Origin of the sequence: Roseovarius carneus, from assembly GCF_020141465.1 — a bacterium.
GTDB lineage: Bacteria > Pseudomonadota > Alphaproteobacteria > Rhodobacterales > Rhodobacteraceae > Roseovarius > Roseovarius carneus.
This window is the reverse complement of sequence record NZ_JAHSPD010000001.1, coordinates 1408621-1424745: the sequence shown is the minus strand read 5'-3', so window position 1 is coordinate 1424745 and position 16125 is coordinate 1408621. Positions and strand designations below refer to the sequence as shown.

Below are 16125 nucleotides of genomic sequence, written 5' to 3'. Positions count from 1 at the left end.
TGCTCGCCACGGGTAAAAACATATGTCAGACAATTAATTGTCAGACAAATACATGGATTCGCTGAGATGAGCTTTCAATCACCCCACACCCTCGACACCGTCATCACCGCCGCGCGCAAACATTGCGCCGAGGACGTGATCCCGAATGTAGACGCGTGGAACCGCACCGCCAAATGGCCGCGCGACACCTCGACCAAGGCGGGCGCGATGGGCCTCACCGGGCTTTATGCCCCGGTTGAGTTTGGCGGCCAAGGCCTTCCCCTGTCGGAAGGCATCCGCGTTTATGAGGAGCTGGGGCGCGGCGATGGTGCCTATGCATTTGCCCTCTCGATGCACAATATCTGCACGTTCGCAGGCTGCGGATATGGCACTGATGCATTCAAAGCAGAGTGGGCGCGGGGCCTGACATCAGGCACCAAGCTGGCCAATTTCGCATTGTCCGAGCCACAATCAGGCTCCGACCCGGTAAATATGTATTCGCGCGCCGTGGACAATGGCAACGGCACCTACACGATCAACGGCGCCAAGGCATGGGTGAGCCTCGCGGGCGAGGCGGATATCTACTTCACAGTGGTCAAGATGACCGATGCGCCAGGCCACAAGGACATGGCGATGATCGCCATTCCAGCGGATGCAAAAGGCCTCAGCTTCGGTCCGCTCTACGAGACGCCATCGTATAATTTCCTGCCCATGTCCGAGATGTACATGAAGGATGTGATCGTCAGCGCCGACAACATCATCCTGCCCGAGGGCCAAGGCCTGCAAGGCTCACTCATGGCCATCGACATCGCCCGTGTCTCCATCGCATCGGGGTGCTGCGGGTTGATGCAATCGGCGCTGGATACCGCGCTGGCCTATTCGTCCAACCGCAAGATGTTTGGCGGCACAAACCTCGATCTGGATGGTATCCAATGGATGCTGGGCGAGGTTGCGACCGACTTGGAAGCCTCGCGTTTGCTCTACCGCGCCGCCGCCCAAGCGCTCGGCACTGACGAAGGCCCGCTTATGGCCGCCCATGCCAAACGCTTCGTGCCGGATGCGGCGCTGAAGGCCGCCAATACCTGCACGCAAGTGCTGGGCGGGATGGGCCTTTTGCAGCCCTACGGATTGGACCGCCTGTCGCGTCTTGCGCAGATGCTGCGGATCGTGGACGGCACGACCGAGATCAGCCGCGTTGTCATCGGGCGGCATTTGCAGAAACGTGCGAAGACCCTCGCGCCCCTGCCGATCCCCAAAGGCCACGGCGAGGCCTAGGACTTTCGGCGCGCCCCTCACGAGGGGCGCCGCCTATCTCACCTGCTTCGTCGCGCCAGTGGTAAAATCTGTGCCCAGATAGGGCAGCTTTGCCGCCTTCCACGCGCCGAACCCGCCACCCATATGCGCAATCCGATCAAAGCCTGCGTCAAGCGCGACACGCGCCATCCGCTCTGAGCGCACACCGCCAGCACACATCAACACAATCCGCTTATCACCCTGCCCCGGCAAACCCGCCGCCTCAAACGAGGACATCGGCATCAAAAGCGATCCCCCAATATGCTCCAGCATGAATTCCTGCGGGCTGCGCACATCAATGATCACCACCTCGCCTGCCTCAAATGCAGCATGAACCTCACCCGCGTCCCATGTCTCCAATACCTTGCCATCCACCTGATCAACCTGCATCGCTGTACTCCTCTGCGCTTGGGGCATCCTAGCAATGCAACCACAGCTTTGCACCTTCCAGAATCGCCGCTCCTCATGCTAAACCTTGTGGCATGAGCGCACCCGCCCCCCATATAAGCGAAACACGCCCGCAAATCCGCCAGCTCGGTGAGGCGGCGATCAACCGTATCGCGGCGGGCGAGGTGGTCGAGCGGCCCGCATCGGCTGTTAAGGAACTCGTTGAGAACGCCATCGACGCAGGCGCGCGCCGGATCGAGGTCGCCTACGCCGATGGTGGCAAAACCTTGATCCGGGTAAGCGATGATGGCTGCGGCATGTCCCCTGCCGATCTGCCTCTGGCCCTTGCGCGCCATGCCACCTCCAAGATCGATGGATCGGATCTTCTGAACATCCACAGCTTCGGCTTTCGCGGTGAGGCGCTGGCCTCCCTCGGGGCGGTTGGGCGGCTCACGATCACGTCGCGCGCGCCGGGCCATGACGCCGCCGAGATCAGCGCGATGGGTGGCCACATCACCGCGCCCCGGCCCGCAGCGCTCAGCGCGGGCACCGTGATAACCTTGCGTGATCTCTTCTTCGCCACGCCTGCACGGCTTAAATTCATGCGGTCCGACCGGGCCGAGACCCAAGCGATCACTGACACAGTCAAACGCCTCGCCATGGCAGAGCCAAGCATCGCATTTACCCTGCGTGACGTGACGGGCGGCGGCGAGGGGCGCGTCACTTTCCGCGCCGATGCGGCAACCGGCGATATGTTCGACGCCCTGCACGAGCGGCTCAAAACCGTGCTCGGCCGCGAATTTGCCGAGAACGCACTAAAGATAGAGACGGAGCGCGAGGGCATATTGATGACCGGATATGCCGCCCTGCCAACCTATTCGCGTGGCGCGGCAGTGGCGCAGTTTCTCTTCGTTAATGGCCGCCCCGTGCGCGACAAGATGCTGCTTGGGGCGCTGCGGGCCGCCTATCGCGATGTGCTCAGCCGTGACCGGCATCCGGCGGCGGCCCTCTTTATCGAATGTGATCCAACCCTTGTGGACGTGAACGTGCATCCCGCCAAATCCGAGGTGCGTTTTCGCGATCCCGGCACCGTGCGGGGCCTGATCGTCTCAGGCTTGCGTCATGCGCTGGCCGAGGCCGGGCACCGCGCCTCCACAACCGTGGCCGGAGCGACCTTGGGCGCGTTCCGCCCGGAGACACCTGCGCCGTCCGGCGCGCGCGTCTACCAGATGGATCGCCCCACTGCCGCCGCTCGCGCGGCCAGCTATTCAGGCCAAGCCCCTGAAGGCTTCGCCGAAATGCAATCCGCGCTCAGCGCCCGGACGGAGCCCTTTGAGGACAACCCCCAAGGGCTGGAGGAAAGCCCTGCCGAGCACGCCCCCCTTGGGGCCGCCCGCGCGCAGGTGCATGAGAATTACATCATCGCCCAGACCGCAGATGGCATCGTCATCGTCGATGGCCATGCGGCGCATGAGCGGTTGGTTTATGAAAAACTCAAGGCGCAAATGGCCACCCGCTCCGTCCCCGCGCAGGCCCTCTTGATCCCCGAAATCGTAGAGCTCTCCGTGGGCGATTGCGCCGCGATCCTCGCCATAGCACCGGATCTCTCCCCGCTTGGCCTCACCATTGAGGCCTTTGGCGGCGGCGCCATCGCCGTGCGAGAAACGCCGGCCATCCTCGGCAATGTCGATGCGCGCGCGATGGTCCTCGACATAATTGATGAGCTGAGCGACCAAGGCAGCTCGGACACAATACGCACCCGTATTGATGCGATCCTCAGCCGCATCTCCTGCCATGGCTCCATCCGCACTGGCCGCCGTATGCAGCCTGATGAGATGAACGCGCTCCTGCGCGAGATGGAAGCGACGCCGCTTTCGGGGCAATGCAACCATGGCCGCCCCACTTACGTGGAGCTGAAACTGCCCGATATTGAACGGCTCTTTGGACGCACATGATCAGCTTTGGCGGCAGCCAATATGCGCTTACCGACCCCATCGTTCTGGCCGTTCTGGCCGGCTCGCTTATTATCTTGCTGTTTTTGTTGCTCCTGATCGCCGCCGTGCGTGCCGCGGGCCGCACCGCCAATCTTGCCGCACCGCTTGCGCAACAAATTGGCCAGATGGAACAGCGTGTTCAAGGACTTAGCGACGGGCAGCACCAACTTGCAGGTGGCCTCACCCATGTGGCCGAGGCGCAATCAGCGGCTCAGGCCAACATGCTGCGCCTGATGGAAGAGCGCCTCGCCACAGTATCAGAGCGGATGAATGAGAACCTGCAAGGCTCATCGCGGCGCACGGCGCAATCCTTGGGCGATCTGCAACAACGGCTGGTGACCATCGACGAGGCGCAAAAGAATATCTCCAAACTGTCCGGCGATGTGCTCAGCCTTCAGGACATCCTCAGCAACAAGCAAACGCGCGGGGCTTTTGGTGAGATCCAGCTCAACGATATCGTCTCCAAGGCGCTGCCCTCCGACAGCTACAGCCTGCAACATACGCTCCCGAATGGTCGGCGGGCCGATTGCCTCATCCACCTGCCAAACCCGCCCGGCCCCATCGTCATCGACAGCAAATTCCCGCTTGAGGCCTATGAAGCGCTCCGCCGCGCCAAGACGGATTGGGAGTTGAACGAGGCGGCCAAGATGCTCCGCACCTCTGTGCGCAAGCATATCCGCGATATCTCGGAAAAATACATTCTGGATGGTGACACCGCCGATGGCGCGCTGATGTTTCTGCCGTCAGAAGCGGTCTATGCGGAGCTGCATGCGAATTTCCCCGAGCTGGTGCGCGCGGGATTTGAGGTGAAGGTCTGGATCGTGTCGCCCACCACCTGCATGGCCACGCTCAACACGATGCGCGCGATCCTCAAGGACGCACGGATGCGCGAGCAGGCGGGCGCGATCCGGCGCGAGCTGGGCCTTCTCTACAAGGATATGGAGCGCCTCGGCACCCGCGTCGAAAACCTTGATCGTCATTTTGGGCAGGCGGCGAAAGACATCAGCGACATCAAAATTTCATCCGACAAGGCAGGCCGCCGTGCGCGCCGTCTGGACAATTTCGATTTTGAGGAGATTGCGCCAGATGTGGAGCCGACTATGCCTGCTTTGATCAAAGATGAGTGATCCAGTTTCAATTTTTGAAAACAGGCTCATCAATTGTATCAACTTCATCTGACGCATTGACCCGCCCTCGGAGCGCATTGCATGACACAAGCCGCCGAACCGCTCGCCATTATCCACCGGCGCTTCCTCTGGCATGAGCCTGCACAGCGCGACAGCGGTGATCCGTGAAGGCTGTCGCGTGATCATGGCAGTTTGCGACCCGAAAAAGGCGGAGAGCACGCCGTCCCATCGCTGGGCCTTGCGCCCAAGGCCACGGACGTCGCCCGCTCCGCCGAGCTTTGGGATCTTACGGCATGGCTCGTCGCAATCTGATCTCAGGTCGTCTCAAGACAATGGCGCCGGAACGCGCGTTTGAGCATGTCGAGCTCCTCGCGCAGAAGCGTCACCTCGGCGCGGATATCATAGCCCAGCGCATCACCGGACATCAGGGCGAAACTTCCCAGCGTCTCATCGCGCACCACCTCCCGGATCAGGAATGTTTGCACGCCATCAGTGATCACCTCAGCCGGGATCGGCACACGAAGCGCCCAACTGCGATCCTCAAGCTCCATCACCTCAACGCCTGAGAGCGGCTTTTCCAGATGCGTGACCTCAATCTTGGGTTGGATATTGCCGTCGCCTTGATGGCTCAAAACCCCCTCCCAGACCCCTTCAAAGAGCCGCGTTTTCGTCAGTATCAGATCGCTCATCGCAGGGGCCTTTCTCAAAATTCCGCGCGCGGGCGGCGGCTCAGGGTCACGTCTCGCAGCACGACCTGGCTCATTTCCGGGTTTTCGAAGATCAGGTCGATCCACACACGCTCAATCCGTTTCTCATTGAGGTTGGAATAGGCCAGATCGAATTCCACCATGATCTCATCCTGGTGCAGTGGCAATTCGCGGACGATCTGCTCCGTATTGGGGCCGTGCTTGATGTTCAGCCGGGCAAAAATCTCCAGCGGTTTTTCCATCTCCACGATCGTTGTCATGCGCAGCAAATGCCGCTTCTCTAGCCCGTTCACAGCCCCTTGCGGCAAATCAAGCACCACCGAAAGGAACGATCCATCGAAGGCAAAAACATCCATCCGAAGCCCGTAAGGCGCCAGATCCGCCTCGCGCGTATTGCGCAATTGCCGTAACGTCAGCTCTGATTGCATGCAATCATGAAACAATGTGAGCTCCTCACCCAGCTTAGATTTGCTTGGGGCCGAGGACAGTCCGGGGCTCGGCAAAGGCAGGCACCACAGCGACGGACGCCATGACCAATCGGTTCCATGAGGCTTCGGGAACGCGTTCGATCCGATCATCGGCAGGGAGAGGCGATTATCCGCCACCGCAACGACTTCTGTAAGCGAATAAAGCAGCTTACGAGCCAGAGATCGCTCACGCCGCAACTCGCTCAGCGGCATGTCAACCGCCCGCCGCGCGGCCTTGGCCCAGCGGCGCACTCCTCGGCGATGGACGATCAAATCGACCAATGCAGTTCGCAATTGCATGGTGTCTGCTTCCTGTTGCCTGAGCTTTGTTTCTAATATGCCTGTATAAATCCTGCCAGATGATTAACCAGGATTTTGAAACAATCCAGACAAGAGTGACCGGAGACCACCCGCAGGCACGGGCGTGCGCGGCTCTGAAGCGCCGCTCGCAGCGGGTGTCAGAGCTTCCACCTGAACGCTTTCGGGTGCGCCGCACGGCAGGCGAACCGGGCTCGCGTCGCGCATTTCTTCCGTCAGATCGATCAGCACATCGCGCCCGCCCGCATCCGTCGCCACGCCGCCGGGCCGGCTATAGGCCGCCAGACCAATCAGGTGCTCGTTTATGACCATCGCCGCGCGCCAATGTGCGTCCGCGCCGCCATTGATCACACCCGATCCACCATTGGCCAGATGGATCAGCGCGATCCCGTCCCCGTCCTCAGCGCTCAGAACACCGCCACCCGCCGCTTCTGCCATCTCGCGCGACGAGGGCTGCTCAGCACCTGCCACCCGCGGCAAAACTGAGACGGTGATCACCGAGGCGGGCACCTCATGGGGCGCGTTCTGTCTGAGATGCGCACAGCTGGTGAGCAAGACAAACCGGCTACTCCCTCTGCGCTGAACGCTGTTGGAGTCCACGCAATAGCCTTTGGGCGCACGCACGACGACCTCTCCCTTGAAAAAGCCGACAGTGGCCGCGCCACCCGGCCTGAGCGGCTCGCTGGGGCGCAGGCTCATCACACCGCTGCTTGCGCCAAGGCACCCCGCCAATGGCAGGATCAGCCCCAGCGCCAGCGCGATGCGCCGAACCCTAGATGTCCATGTAGACATGGCTTTCGGCCTCTGCACCGGGATGGGTGACAGCGCCCTTATAGGTGGCCCCGACGAGCTGCGCGTATTTCCACAGCGCACCGGAGGAATAGATCGTCTTGCGCGGACCTTTCCATTTGGCCTTGCGCACAGCAAGCTCTTCGTCGGTGACGTCCATGCTGATTGTCCCGGCGATCGCGTCGAGCGTGATCTCGTCACCATCCTGCACGAGGGCGATCGGCCCGCCAAGTGCTGCTTCCGGCCCGACATGGCCCACACAGAAGCCGCGTGTGGCCCCCGAGAAGCGCCCATCGGTGATGAGGGCCACTTTCTTGCCCATGCCTTGGCCAGAGAGGGCAGCGGTCGTGGAGAGCATCTCGCGCATGCCCGGCCCACCTGCGGGGCCTTCGTTGCGGATGATGATCACATCGCCCTCGGAATAGCCGCGCGACTGCACGGCTTCAAACGCATCTTCCTCACATTCAAACACCCGCGCAGGGCCTTTGAAAATCTGGTGCTGCGTGGCGATGCCTGCGACCTTCACAATAGCCCCTTCGGGCGCAAGGTTGCCTTTGAGGCCCACAACGCCGCCCGTCTTGGTCAGCGGCGCGGAGACGGGATGGATCACTTTGCCGTCCGCCTCGCGCTCGATCATGTCAAGCTCTTCGCCCATGCTGCGCCCTGTGGCCGTCATGCAGTCTTCGTGCATCAGGCCCGCTTTGCGCAGTTCCTTCATCACGACCATGATCCCACCCACCTCATAGAGGTCTTTGGCCACATATTGCCCGCCAGGTTTGAGATCGACGAAATAGGGCGTGTCTTTGAAGATGTCGCAGACGTCTTCGAGGAAGAATTCCAGCCCCGCCTCATGGGCAATCGCCGGGAGGTGCAGGCCCGCATTGGTTGACCCGCCGGTGCAGGCGACAACGCGCGCGGCGTTCTCAAGGCTTTTGCGGGTCACGATATCGCGCGCGCGGATGTTTTTCTCCAGAAGGTTCATCACAGCCCGGCCCGAGGCCTCGCCATATTGGTCGCGGCTCTCGTAGACCGCTGGCATCCCCGACGAATTGGGCAGCGCAAGGCCAATCGCCTCTGATACACAGGCCATGGTGTTGGCTGTGAACTGCCCGCCGCACGCGCCCGCCGAGGGGCAGGCCACGGCCTCAAGCTTCTCCAGCTCGCATGTCGAAAGGTTCCCCGCCTGATGCTGACCCACGGCCTCGAACACATCTTGGACGGTCACATCGCGGCCCTCAAAGCGGCCCGGCAGGATCGACCCGCCATAGATGAACACGGACGGCGTGTTCAGGCGCACCATCGCCATCATCATCCCTGGAAGGGATTTGTCGCAGCCCGCAAGGCCCACAATCGCGTCATAGGCATGGCCGCGCATGCTCAACTCGACCGTGTCTGCAATCGCCTCGCGGCTGGCGAGGCTGCTGCGCATCCCTTCATGGCCCATCGCGATCCCGTCCGTCACCGTGATCGTGGTGAACTCGCGTGGTGTCCCAAAGGCGGTCTTCACGCCAGCCTTGACCGCTTGCGCCTGACGGTTCAGCGCGATGTTGCACGGTGCGGCCTCGTTCCAGCAGGTGGCGACGCCAACCAGAGGCTGGTGGATTTCCTGCTCCGTGAGGCCCATCGCATAGAGAAATGACCGGTGCGGCGCCTTGGAAGGGCCTTCGGTCACATAACGGCTGGGCAGTTTGGATTTGTCGAACTTGGTCATCTGAAGAGGCCTCGCAAAGCTGGAGTTTTATTCGGAATAAGCGAGGTGCGCGCGGCGCGCAAGCAAGACCGGACCGATTGAAAGCGCCGTTTGGCCGTTTGAATGACCCGGCCCGATGCCCTAGCTATAATCCATGCACGGATATGAGCCTCACCAGTCCCTGATCGCCCCGGCACGCGGCACCTCCGCGCTCTGGCGGCTTGTGGTGGGGCTTGCCCTCGCAACGGCGCTTTTTCTAGGGCTTGCAGTCTTCTACAGCGGGTTGGTCCGGCGCATGTTGTCGCCCGAAGCATGGGGCCCGGATGGCACGGGCATGGACCTTGGCACGACCCCTGAGGGTGCGCTGGCCACGCTTTTTGTCTTCGCGCCAATGATCCTCGCCCTTTGGAGTGCGACACTTTTACTGCATCGGCGCGGGATGCTGTCGCTTATTGGGCCGCTGGGGTCGGCCGTGCGGCAAGGAGTGCGCGCTTTGGCGGCGCTGGCGCTTTTGTACGGGGTGGTTTCGCTTCTGCCGATGCCAGAGGAGATGGCGCTCACCGCGGGCCTGAGTGGCCGTCAGTGGCTATTGCTCCTGCCCCTCGCCCTTCTGGGCTTGCTCATTCAGGTCAGTGCCGAAGAGCTTGTCTTTCGCGGCTATATTCAGAGCCAGCTTGCCGCGCGGTTCTCCCCTCCTTGGGTCTGGATCATCGTGCCCTCGATCCTCTTCGGGGCGCTGCATTACGATCCGTCCGTCATGGGCGAGGGCGCGATATGGATCGCCATCTGGGCCGCGCTCTTTGGGGTGGCGGCGGCGGATATCACGGCGCGCACAGGCACGCTCGGCCCTGCCATCGCGCTGCATTTCGTGAATAATTTTGTCGGTATTCTTATCACCGGAACCGAGGGCTATCTGGATGGGCTGGCGCTTTATACTGTGCCATTCGATACGGCCGATATGGCGCTCTTGCGCGCATGGATGCCTGTGGAGATCTTGATGATCTTCACTTCATGGCTTGCGGTACGCGTGGCGTTGCGCGTTTGATTGCAATTCCAGACGGCGGCGATTATCTCAGAGCGAGGCCAATCAAAGGGACCAGACCGGTATGAACTGGATCAGCAACTACATGCGCCCGCGCATCAACTCGATCTTCTCGCGCCGCGAGATACCCGAGAACCTTTGGACCAAATGCGACGAATGCGGGACGATGCTCTTTCACCGCGAGATGAGCCAAAATCTCAACGTCTGCTCCAATTGCGGCCACCACATGAACATCACGCCGCGCGCACGGTTCAGTACGCTCTTTGACGGCGGCATCTTCAACGAGGTGGCCGTGCCCCTGCCACCTGCCGACCCTTTGGGTTTTCGCGATCAGAAGAAATATCCCGACCGGATGAAGGCCGCTCAAAAGGCCACGGGTGAGGCCGAGGCGATGCTTGTCGCCACGGGCGAGATGGGCCGCACGCCCATCGTGGCCGCCGCACAGGATTTCACCTTCATGGCAGGCTCCATGGGCATGTATGTGGGCAATGCGATCATCGCCGCCGCAGAAGAGGCTGTGAAGCTCAACCGCCCGCTTATCCTTTTCTCCGCCGCAGGCGGTGCGCGGATGCAGGAGGGTATTCTCAGCCTGATGCAGATGCCCCGCACCACCGTGGCGGTGCAGATGCTGAAAGAAGCGGGCCTGCCCTACATCACGGTCCTCACGCACCCCACAACGGGCGGCGTCACCGCGTCCTATGCCATGTTGGGCGATGTGCAGATTGCCGAGCCGGGCGCGCTTATTTGTTTCGCTGGCCCCCGCGTGATCGAACAGACCATCCGCGAAAAGCTCCCCGAAGGGTTCCAGCGCGCGGAATACCTCCTTGATCACGGGATGCTTGACCGCGTCACGCCTCGCGCCCTGATGCGGGAAGAGTTGATCACGATCACCCGGATGCTGTTGGACCTTCCCCCTGCCGTGGTGGGCGATCTGCCCCCTCCCACGCTTGAGGAGATGGAGCCCCGCACCCCTGAGGAGCCTCCAAAGGCATGAGCGCGCAAGCCTCTGACGTCATCCTTGAACGGATGATGGCCCTCCACCCCAAGATCATCGACCTGACGCTGGACCGGATGTGGCGCTTGCTGCATGCCTTGGGTGATCCGCAGGATGCCCTGCCCCCCGTGATTCATATCGCCGGGACCAATGGCAAGGGCTCCACCCAAGCCATGCTGCGTGCAGGGCTTGAGGCAGCGGGGCAAAGCGTGCACGCCTATACCTCGCCGCATCTCGCGCGGTTTCACGAGCGGATCCGCCTTGCTGGGACGCTGATCACCGAGGACGCGCTGACGGCGGCTTTGGATGAATGTTATGCCGCCAACAATGCCGAGACGATCACCTATTTCGAGATCACCACCTGCGCGGCCCTCTTGGCCATGTCGCGCACCAAGGCGGATTACACCTTGCTGGAGGTCGGCCTCGGCGGGCGGCTCGATGCGACCAACGTGATCCCCGCGCCCGCGCTCACCATCATCACGCCCGTGTCGATGGATCATGAACAATTCCTTGGCGACACTATTGCGAAAATCGCAGGTGAGAAGGCTGGGATCATCAAGCGTGGTGTGCCCTGCATCGTCGGGCCGCAACACAATGCCGCGTCCGAAGTAATCGAGAGCACAGCCGCCAGCCTCGGCGCGCCGCTTTTGGCATATGGCCAGCACTGGCATGTCAGCGAGGAGCGGGGCCGCCTGATCTATCAGGACGAGACCGGGCTTCTGGACCTGCCCCTGCCGAACCTGCCCGGCGCGCATCAGATCGAGAACGCAGGGGCCGCACTGGCAGCGCTGCGGCATATAGGGCTGGACGAAGCCGCATTTGACGGTGCGGTGACGCAGGCCGAGTGGCCTGCCCGGATGCAGCGTCTGGCGACCGGCCCGCTGGTTGCCGCCGCACGCGACGCGGAACTATGGCTCGATGGTGGGCACAACGCCGCTGCGGGCAAGGCTCTGGGCGCGCATATGGCGACGCTCGCGCCAAGGCCCACGCACCTCATTTGCGGGATGCTCAACACCAAGGATATCGCAGGCTTTCTCACCCCGCTCGCCGCACAAGCCGCCAGCCTCACCGCCGTGTCCATCCCCGGCGAGGCGAACACTTTGCCCGCAGATGTCACCGCAGCCGCCGCGCGCGCCGTGGGTCTGCCCGCCTCCGAGGCGCCTGATGTGGGCACCGCTCTGGCGCAAATCATCGCCCAAGATCCCAAAGCGCGCGTGCTGATTTGCGGCTCTCTTTACCTTGCAGGCTATATTTTGCGCGAAAACGGCTAGGCTGACGTAAAATTTCGCCATGAAGCCGTTACTGGCAAGCTACCGAAACGACTCAGTTTTTCCCAAAGAACGAGAAAAACATGAGGTTTCGCGTCCTATGCGACCCTACTTTATATTGACGGTTTCAAGACATTTCGCCTATATGTTGCCCCACTTGCGCGAACCGTGGTCAGGCCGGCGCAAAGATCTTGTACAGTGTGGCAATTAAGGGGGAGCGGACACGATGCATCACGTAGCAAAGCGCGGCCGCATGGCCATCTTACCGACAGGCCGCGCGGCGAAATGATCCGTATCGCTCTTATAAGTGCCGGCTTTTTTGCCATTACCCTCGCTCTGATCGTGTTTCAGCCCACAGCGGGTATTCGCGCGCCCAGCCCTGATCTTGCCGGCCCCGCAATAGGCGTGACCCGCGCCAACACAGGGCTTGATACGGTCTTGGCCGAGGAAAATATCCCGCAGGTCAACAGTGTGATCGCCGCCCGCAGTGAACCAACTCTGGTGCCCGAGCCTGCTCTGATCCCAGAAGCCGCGCCTCAGGCCGCACCAGCCCCCGAAGCCACCACCACCGGACTCGCGATAGACGCAGGGCTGGAAGACATCATCATGACCGCGCTGAAACAGGGCCAGTCGGAGGGATATATCGACGCGCTGGTCAATCAAGCGGCACGTGACGGCGACATGGCCATGCCGAGCGATCTCGTCACATCGGATGGACGCGTGAACACGAATGCTATGCTGAGCGCGCTCACCGAAAGGGCCCTGACGGAGGGGCCGGGCGCAGGACTTTATGTGGTTCAGCCGGGCGATACGCTCGCCACGATCGCATACCGCTTTTACGGCCAGACAAGGTACAGCACGGAGATTTTCAACGCCAACCGCGACGCATTGGGCGCAATGGCCCAACTCAAGGTTGGGCAGACGCTGGTCATGCCAGCGCTCTGAGGGAAACATGAACAACGGACGACAGGCAAACGGCGCAGACTATCGAGCGAGAGTGATTGAGGGGCCGACCCAACGGCCCCCTTTCACGTCTTAGGGCAGGCCAGAGAGGCCGGGCGCGGAGCCGGAAACCATCCGCGCCGAACCATTATACCCTCTCACCGGAAACGAAAAAACCCGCACCAATCCAGGCGCGGGCTTTGTTTCTTGGCTCTGAGCCGAGGCTTAGTGCAGCTTGGCGTCCACAGTGGCGATCGCATCGTCGATCAGCTTGTTGCCATCGGCCGCGGTCATCTGTTTCGCGATCACTTCACGCGCGGCGGCGATGGCGATAATCACGGCACGGTCGCGCACCTCCTTGATCGCAGCCCCTTCGGCTGAGGCGATCTGGTCCTCGGCGGCCTGAAGGCGGCGCGCGATGGAGGTTTTGAGATCCGCCTTGGCCTGCTCGGCGGCGGCATCGGCCTCTTGCTTGGCCTGCGCCACGATCCGGGCCGCCTGCTCCTGCACTTCCTTTTGCTTGCGCTCGTAGCTCGCCAGAAGGCTCTGGGCCTCTTCGCGCAGAGCGCGGGCCTCGTCCAACTCGGACTTGATCCCGTCGGCGCGGCTGTCCAGCATCCCGCCGATCTTGCCCGGCACCTTGAGGTAGAAGAGGATCCCAAAGAAACAGAGGAAGGCGACCAGAACCACGAAGTCCGAGTTCTGGAGGGAGACAAAACCATAATCCCCCTTCGCGAGGGCCGGTGTGGCCAGCATCACGGAGGCCACCGTCAGGGTCAGAGTGTTTGCAGTCTTGCGCATGGCTCAGCCTTTCATCCGGGCGGTCACAGCCGCGGTTACGGTTTTTGCATCTGCCTTGCCACCCATGGCCGACACGATCTCTTTCGCGGTGTCTTTGGCCACTGCGGTCACGCTTTGCAGCGCGTTGGCGCGGATCTCGGCAATGGCTTTCTCACCCTCTGCCGCGCGGGCAGAGATTTGCGCGTCTGCCTTGGCCATGGCCGCATCAAGATCAGATTTGATCTCGGCCTTGGTCTCGGTGATGATGGTCTGCGCGTCTGCGCGGGCATCAACGAGGGCTTTTTGGTAGGCTTCTTCCGCCTCGACGGCGCGGGCCTTGAGGTCTTCCGCGGCGGCGATGTCATTTGTTATTGTGCCCTGACGCTCGGCCAGAATGGCCGCGATGCGTGGCAGGGCGATGCGCGACAGAACGAAGAAGAGGATGACCAGCGTGATCGCCAGCCAGAAAATCTGATTTCCGAACCACTCCACGCAGAGCTGGGGCATGCCGATGGCGCCGCCATCAGGGCCAATACACTTACTGACCGCAGACTGTGCGAGATCGCTGGTTTCGCTTGCCATTATATGCTCCTCCTACGGGGATGCTATCGGTATGCGCGGGGTGGGCACGACATGCGCGCCCACCCGGCCGTAAGGATAACGGTCGCTTGGTCTTAGACGGCGAACATCAGCAGAAGGGCCACGAGGAACGAGAAGATCCCCAAAGCTTCCGCGAATGCGATACCGATGAACATTGTCGCGGTCTGACCAGCAGCCGCAGACGGGTTGCGCAGGGCGCCGGACAGATAGTTGCCCACAACATTCCCCACACCGATGGCCGCGCCACCCATGCCGACACATGCGAGACCAGCGCCGATGAACTGGCCCATTTGTGTGATATCACCTTCCATTTGATTTCTCCTTACGTTGGAATTTGGTGTTTCGTTTGATCGTCTGCCCGGCAGGATGGCCCGCCGGGATTGTTCTGGGTTTCCCGGCGAGCGCCTAGTGGTGTGGGCTCAGCGCGTCCTTGAGATAGACGCAGGTCAGGATTGTAAAGACATACGCCTGAATGAAGGATACGAGCACCTCCAGCGCATAGACTGCCGTGATGGCAAGGATCGACATCGGCGTCACGAGGATGCCGATACCGGTCGAGATCAGGATCATGGGTGCGAAGGACGCAAACACCTTCACCACCGCGTGGCCCGCCATCATGGAGCCTGCGAGGCGGACAGAGTGGCTGACGGGGCGCACGAAATAGGAAATCACCTCAATCACCGCCAGAATAGGGCGGAGCGCCAGAGGCGCGGACGACACCCAGAAAAGGCTGAGGAAGGTCGCACCGTTGTTCACGAAGCCCATGACGGTGACGGTGAGGAAGACCAGCATGGCCAGAACGGCTGTCACGGCGATATGGCTCGTGGTGGTGAACGCCCCGGGGATGAGCCCAAGGAAGTTCGAGAAGAGGATGAACATAAAGAGCGTGAAAATATAAGGGAAGTACGGCAGCGCATCTTTGCCCGCCACGTCCTCAACCATCTTGCGGATAAACCCGTAGGAAAGCTCTGCCAAAGACTGAACCCGCGAGGGGATCGTGGCGCGCCTGGACGTGCCCAACACCAAAAGGCCAATCGTGGCGAGGATCGCCAGAGCCATCCAGAGGGTCACGTTTGTCACGGTGAAAAGGCCAACGGGGCCATCGCCAAAGAGCGGCTCGACCATGAACTGATCCAGCGGGTAGAATTTCAGCTCCAGAGCCTTTTCCGCGCCTTGTGTCTCAGTCGCCATGTTTCGCCCTCTCGTCTGCGTCCGTCTTGGCCGCGTCTTGTTCAGCTCGGCGGGTTTCATCCCCCTGAGCCATCTGGTTCCTCTGAAGCTCCTCAGCGCTGCGCATCATCGTTTTGATGCCCGCGGCGAGCCCCAGCAATGTAAAGAGCACCAGAAAAATCGGGAGCGTGCCAAAGACACTGTCGAGCCCGTATCCGATGCCAAAACCGATCAAGAGACCGGCGACAAGTTCGATCACCATCCGCCAAGCATGCTGCGCCTGAGAATAATGCTCCTCCGTGTGGGGTTTTTGCTCTTGCGGAGCTTTGAGCGCCTTAATTCGGTCCTCCAGCTGCGCAAGGCGCTCGCTATGATCCCGGTCATCCACGCGCGCTTCTCCCCCGTTGGACGTAGGCGTAGTGCTATTGCGCGACGAGCATTGAGTCAAGCGCGCCTCAGACGGTGCGGCACTTTGGTTAGAGCGCTGTTTTTGTGAGTATTTTTTCTAAGAAGAAGGCAACACGTCAGAGGTGAACCTGCGCGATGCGACTCAATTTTGCCGCCACACGTTATTCAAC

17 protein-coding genes are annotated in these 16125 nt (G+C 61.4%); 7 read left to right on the top strand and 10 right to left on the bottom strand.

Annotated features, from left to right (window positions below; all coding sequences use genetic code 11):
- Positions 1-66: 66 nt before the first annotated feature.
- Complete coding sequence (locus KUD11_RS07140; RefSeq protein WP_109385326.1) at positions 67-1254, top strand: acyl-CoA dehydrogenase family protein; 1188 nt, start codon at positions 67-69, stop codon at positions 1252-1254.
- 33 nt (positions 1255-1287) lie between these two features.
- On the opposite strand, the gene KUD11_RS07135 is transcribed toward KUD11_RS07140, so the two are convergent.
- Positions 1288-1662: a rhodanese-like domain-containing protein gene (locus tag KUD11_RS07135; protein ID WP_109385328.1), complete on the bottom strand. Its 375-nt coding sequence runs from the start codon at positions 1660-1662 to the stop codon at positions 1288-1290.
- Between the two features lie 92 nt (positions 1663-1754).
- Between KUD11_RS07135 and mutL the strand changes: the two genes are divergently transcribed.
- Positions 1755-3614: a DNA mismatch repair endonuclease MutL gene (gene mutL, locus KUD11_RS07130; protein WP_109385330.1), complete on the top strand. Its 1860-nt coding sequence runs from the start codon at positions 1755-1757 to the stop codon at positions 3612-3614.
- Entirely contained in the window at positions 3611-4780 is a 1170-nt protein-coding gene (locus KUD11_RS07125; protein WP_109385332.1) for a DNA recombination protein RmuC, read from the top strand. Before mutL ends, KUD11_RS07125 begins: the two co-directional genes overlap by 4 nt.
- A gap of 314 nt (positions 4781-5094) precedes the next feature.
- On the opposite strand, the gene KUD11_RS07120 is transcribed toward KUD11_RS07125, so the two are convergent.
- From KUD11_RS07120 to ilvD, 4 genes are all read right to left on the bottom strand, one after another.
- Complete coding sequence (locus KUD11_RS07120) at positions 5095-5469, bottom strand: hypothetical protein (protein ID WP_109385334.1); 375 nt, start codon at positions 5467-5469, stop codon at positions 5095-5097.
- Positions 5470-5483: 14 nt separating this feature from the next.
- A complete protein-coding gene (locus KUD11_RS07115; protein WP_109385336.1) occupies positions 5484-6254 on the bottom strand; it encodes a DUF6478 family protein in 771 nt (256 codons plus the stop codon).
- Positions 6255-6317: 63 nt separating this feature from the next.
- Complete coding sequence (locus KUD11_RS07110) at positions 6318-7064, bottom strand: hypothetical protein (RefSeq protein WP_146190845.1); 747 nt, start codon at positions 7062-7064, stop codon at positions 6318-6320.
- Positions 7045-8772 carry a dihydroxy-acid dehydratase gene (ilvD, locus tag KUD11_RS07105; RefSeq protein ID WP_109385340.1) on the bottom strand — a complete coding sequence of 576 codons (1728 nt, stop codon included), beginning with the start codon at positions 8770-8772 and terminating at the stop codon, positions 7045-7047. The genes KUD11_RS07110 and ilvD overlap by 20 nt, the downstream gene beginning before the upstream one ends.
- Positions 8773-8905: 133 nt before the next feature.
- On the opposite strand from ilvD, the gene KUD11_RS07100 reads away from it, so the two are divergent.
- From KUD11_RS07100 to KUD11_RS07085, 4 genes are all read left to right on the top strand, one after another.
- Positions 8906-9796 (top strand): CPBP family intramembrane glutamic endopeptidase, encoded by an 891-nt coding sequence (locus tag KUD11_RS07100; RefSeq protein WP_109385342.1) that lies wholly within the window; start codon positions 8906-8908, stop codon positions 9794-9796.
- A gap of 61 nt (positions 9797-9857) precedes the next feature.
- Positions 9858-10787 (top strand): acetyl-CoA carboxylase, carboxyltransferase subunit beta, encoded by a 930-nt coding sequence (gene accD, locus KUD11_RS07095; protein ID WP_109385344.1) that lies wholly within the window; start codon positions 9858-9860, stop codon positions 10785-10787.
- Positions 10784-12058 (top strand): bifunctional folylpolyglutamate synthase/dihydrofolate synthase, encoded by a 1275-nt coding sequence (locus tag KUD11_RS07090; protein WP_109385346.1) that lies wholly within the window; start codon positions 10784-10786, stop codon positions 12056-12058. Before accD ends, KUD11_RS07090 begins: the two co-directional genes overlap by 4 nt.
- 282 nt (positions 12059-12340) lie before the next feature.
- Entirely contained in the window at positions 12341-13000 is a 660-nt protein-coding gene (locus KUD11_RS07085; protein WP_109385348.1) for a LysM peptidoglycan-binding domain-containing protein, read from the top strand.
- Positions 13001-13222: 222 nt separating this feature from the next.
- Here the strand turns inward: KUD11_RS07085 and KUD11_RS07080 are convergent, their stop codons facing one another.
- The 5 genes from KUD11_RS07080 to KUD11_RS07060 form a co-directional block, all read right to left on the bottom strand.
- A complete protein-coding gene (locus tag KUD11_RS07080; protein WP_109385350.1) occupies positions 13223-13798 on the bottom strand; it encodes a F0F1 ATP synthase subunit B in 576 nt (191 codons plus the stop codon).
- 3 nt (positions 13799-13801) lie between these two features.
- Positions 13802-14359 carry a F0F1 ATP synthase subunit B' gene (locus KUD11_RS07075; RefSeq protein WP_109385352.1) on the bottom strand — a complete coding sequence of 186 codons (558 nt, stop codon included), beginning with the start codon at positions 14357-14359 and terminating at the stop codon, positions 13802-13804.
- A gap of 92 nt (positions 14360-14451) precedes the next feature.
- The gene (locus KUD11_RS07070) at positions 14452-14688 is read right to left on the bottom strand and encodes a F0F1 ATP synthase subunit C (protein ID WP_109385354.1); all 237 of its coding nucleotides are present in this window, start codon (positions 14686-14688) and stop codon (positions 14452-14454) included.
- Between the two features lie 94 nt (positions 14689-14782).
- Positions 14783-15568 carry a F0F1 ATP synthase subunit A gene (locus tag KUD11_RS07065; RefSeq protein ID WP_109385356.1) on the bottom strand — a complete coding sequence of 262 codons (786 nt, stop codon included), beginning with the start codon at positions 15566-15568 and terminating at the stop codon, positions 14783-14785.
- Positions 15558-15935 (bottom strand): AtpZ/AtpI family protein, encoded by a 378-nt coding sequence (locus KUD11_RS07060; RefSeq protein WP_109385358.1) that lies wholly within the window; start codon positions 15933-15935, stop codon positions 15558-15560. The genes KUD11_RS07065 and KUD11_RS07060 overlap by 11 nt, the downstream gene beginning before the upstream one ends.
- Positions 15936-16125 lie beyond the last annotated feature (190 nt).

Bases quoted from the DNA above. Each gene is read 5' to 3' on its own strand.
- KUD11_RS07140 (WP_109385326.1), top strand. From the start codon at position 67: ATGAGCTTTCAATCACCCCACACCCTCGACACCGTCATCACCGCCGCG.
- KUD11_RS07135 (WP_109385328.1), bottom strand. From the start codon at position 1,662: ATGCAGGTTGATCAGGTGGATGGCAAGGTATTGGAGACATGGGACGCG.
- mutL (WP_109385330.1), top strand. From the start codon at position 1,755: ATGAGCGCACCCGCCCCCCATATAAGCGAAACACGCCCGCAAATCCGC.
- KUD11_RS07125 (WP_109385332.1), top strand. From the start codon at position 3,611: ATGATCAGCTTTGGCGGCAGCCAATATGCGCTTACCGACCCCATCGTT.
- KUD11_RS07120 (WP_109385334.1), bottom strand. From the start codon at position 5,469: ATGAGCGATCTGATACTGACGAAAACGCGGCTCTTTGAAGGGGTCTGG.
- KUD11_RS07115 (WP_109385336.1), bottom strand. From the start codon at position 6,254: ATGCAATTGCGAACTGCATTGGTCGATTTGATCGTCCATCGCCGAGGA.
- KUD11_RS07110 (WP_146190845.1), bottom strand. From the start codon at position 7,064: ATGTCTACATGGACATCTAGGGTTCGGCGCATCGCGCTGGCGCTGGGG.
- ilvD (WP_109385340.1), bottom strand. From the start codon at position 8,772: ATGACCAAGTTCGACAAATCCAAACTGCCCAGCCGTTATGTGACCGAA.
- KUD11_RS07100 (WP_109385342.1), top strand. From the start codon at position 8,906: ATGCACGGATATGAGCCTCACCAGTCCCTGATCGCCCCGGCACGCGGC.
- accD (WP_109385344.1), top strand. From the start codon at position 9,858: ATGAACTGGATCAGCAACTACATGCGCCCGCGCATCAACTCGATCTTC.
- KUD11_RS07090 (WP_109385346.1), top strand. From the start codon at position 10,784: ATGAGCGCGCAAGCCTCTGACGTCATCCTTGAACGGATGATGGCCCTC.
- KUD11_RS07085 (WP_109385348.1), top strand. From the start codon at position 12,341: ATGATCCGTATCGCTCTTATAAGTGCCGGCTTTTTTGCCATTACCCTC.
- KUD11_RS07080 (WP_109385350.1), bottom strand. From the start codon at position 13,798: ATGCGCAAGACTGCAAACACTCTGACCCTGACGGTGGCCTCCGTGATG.
- KUD11_RS07075 (WP_109385352.1), bottom strand. From the start codon at position 14,359: ATGGCAAGCGAAACCAGCGATCTCGCACAGTCTGCGGTCAGTAAGTGT.
- KUD11_RS07070 (WP_109385354.1), bottom strand. From the start codon at position 14,688: ATGGAAGGTGATATCACACAAATGGGCCAGTTCATCGGCGCTGGTCTC.
- KUD11_RS07065 (WP_109385356.1), bottom strand. From the start codon at position 15,568: ATGGCGACTGAGACACAAGGCGCGGAAAAGGCTCTGGAGCTGAAATTC.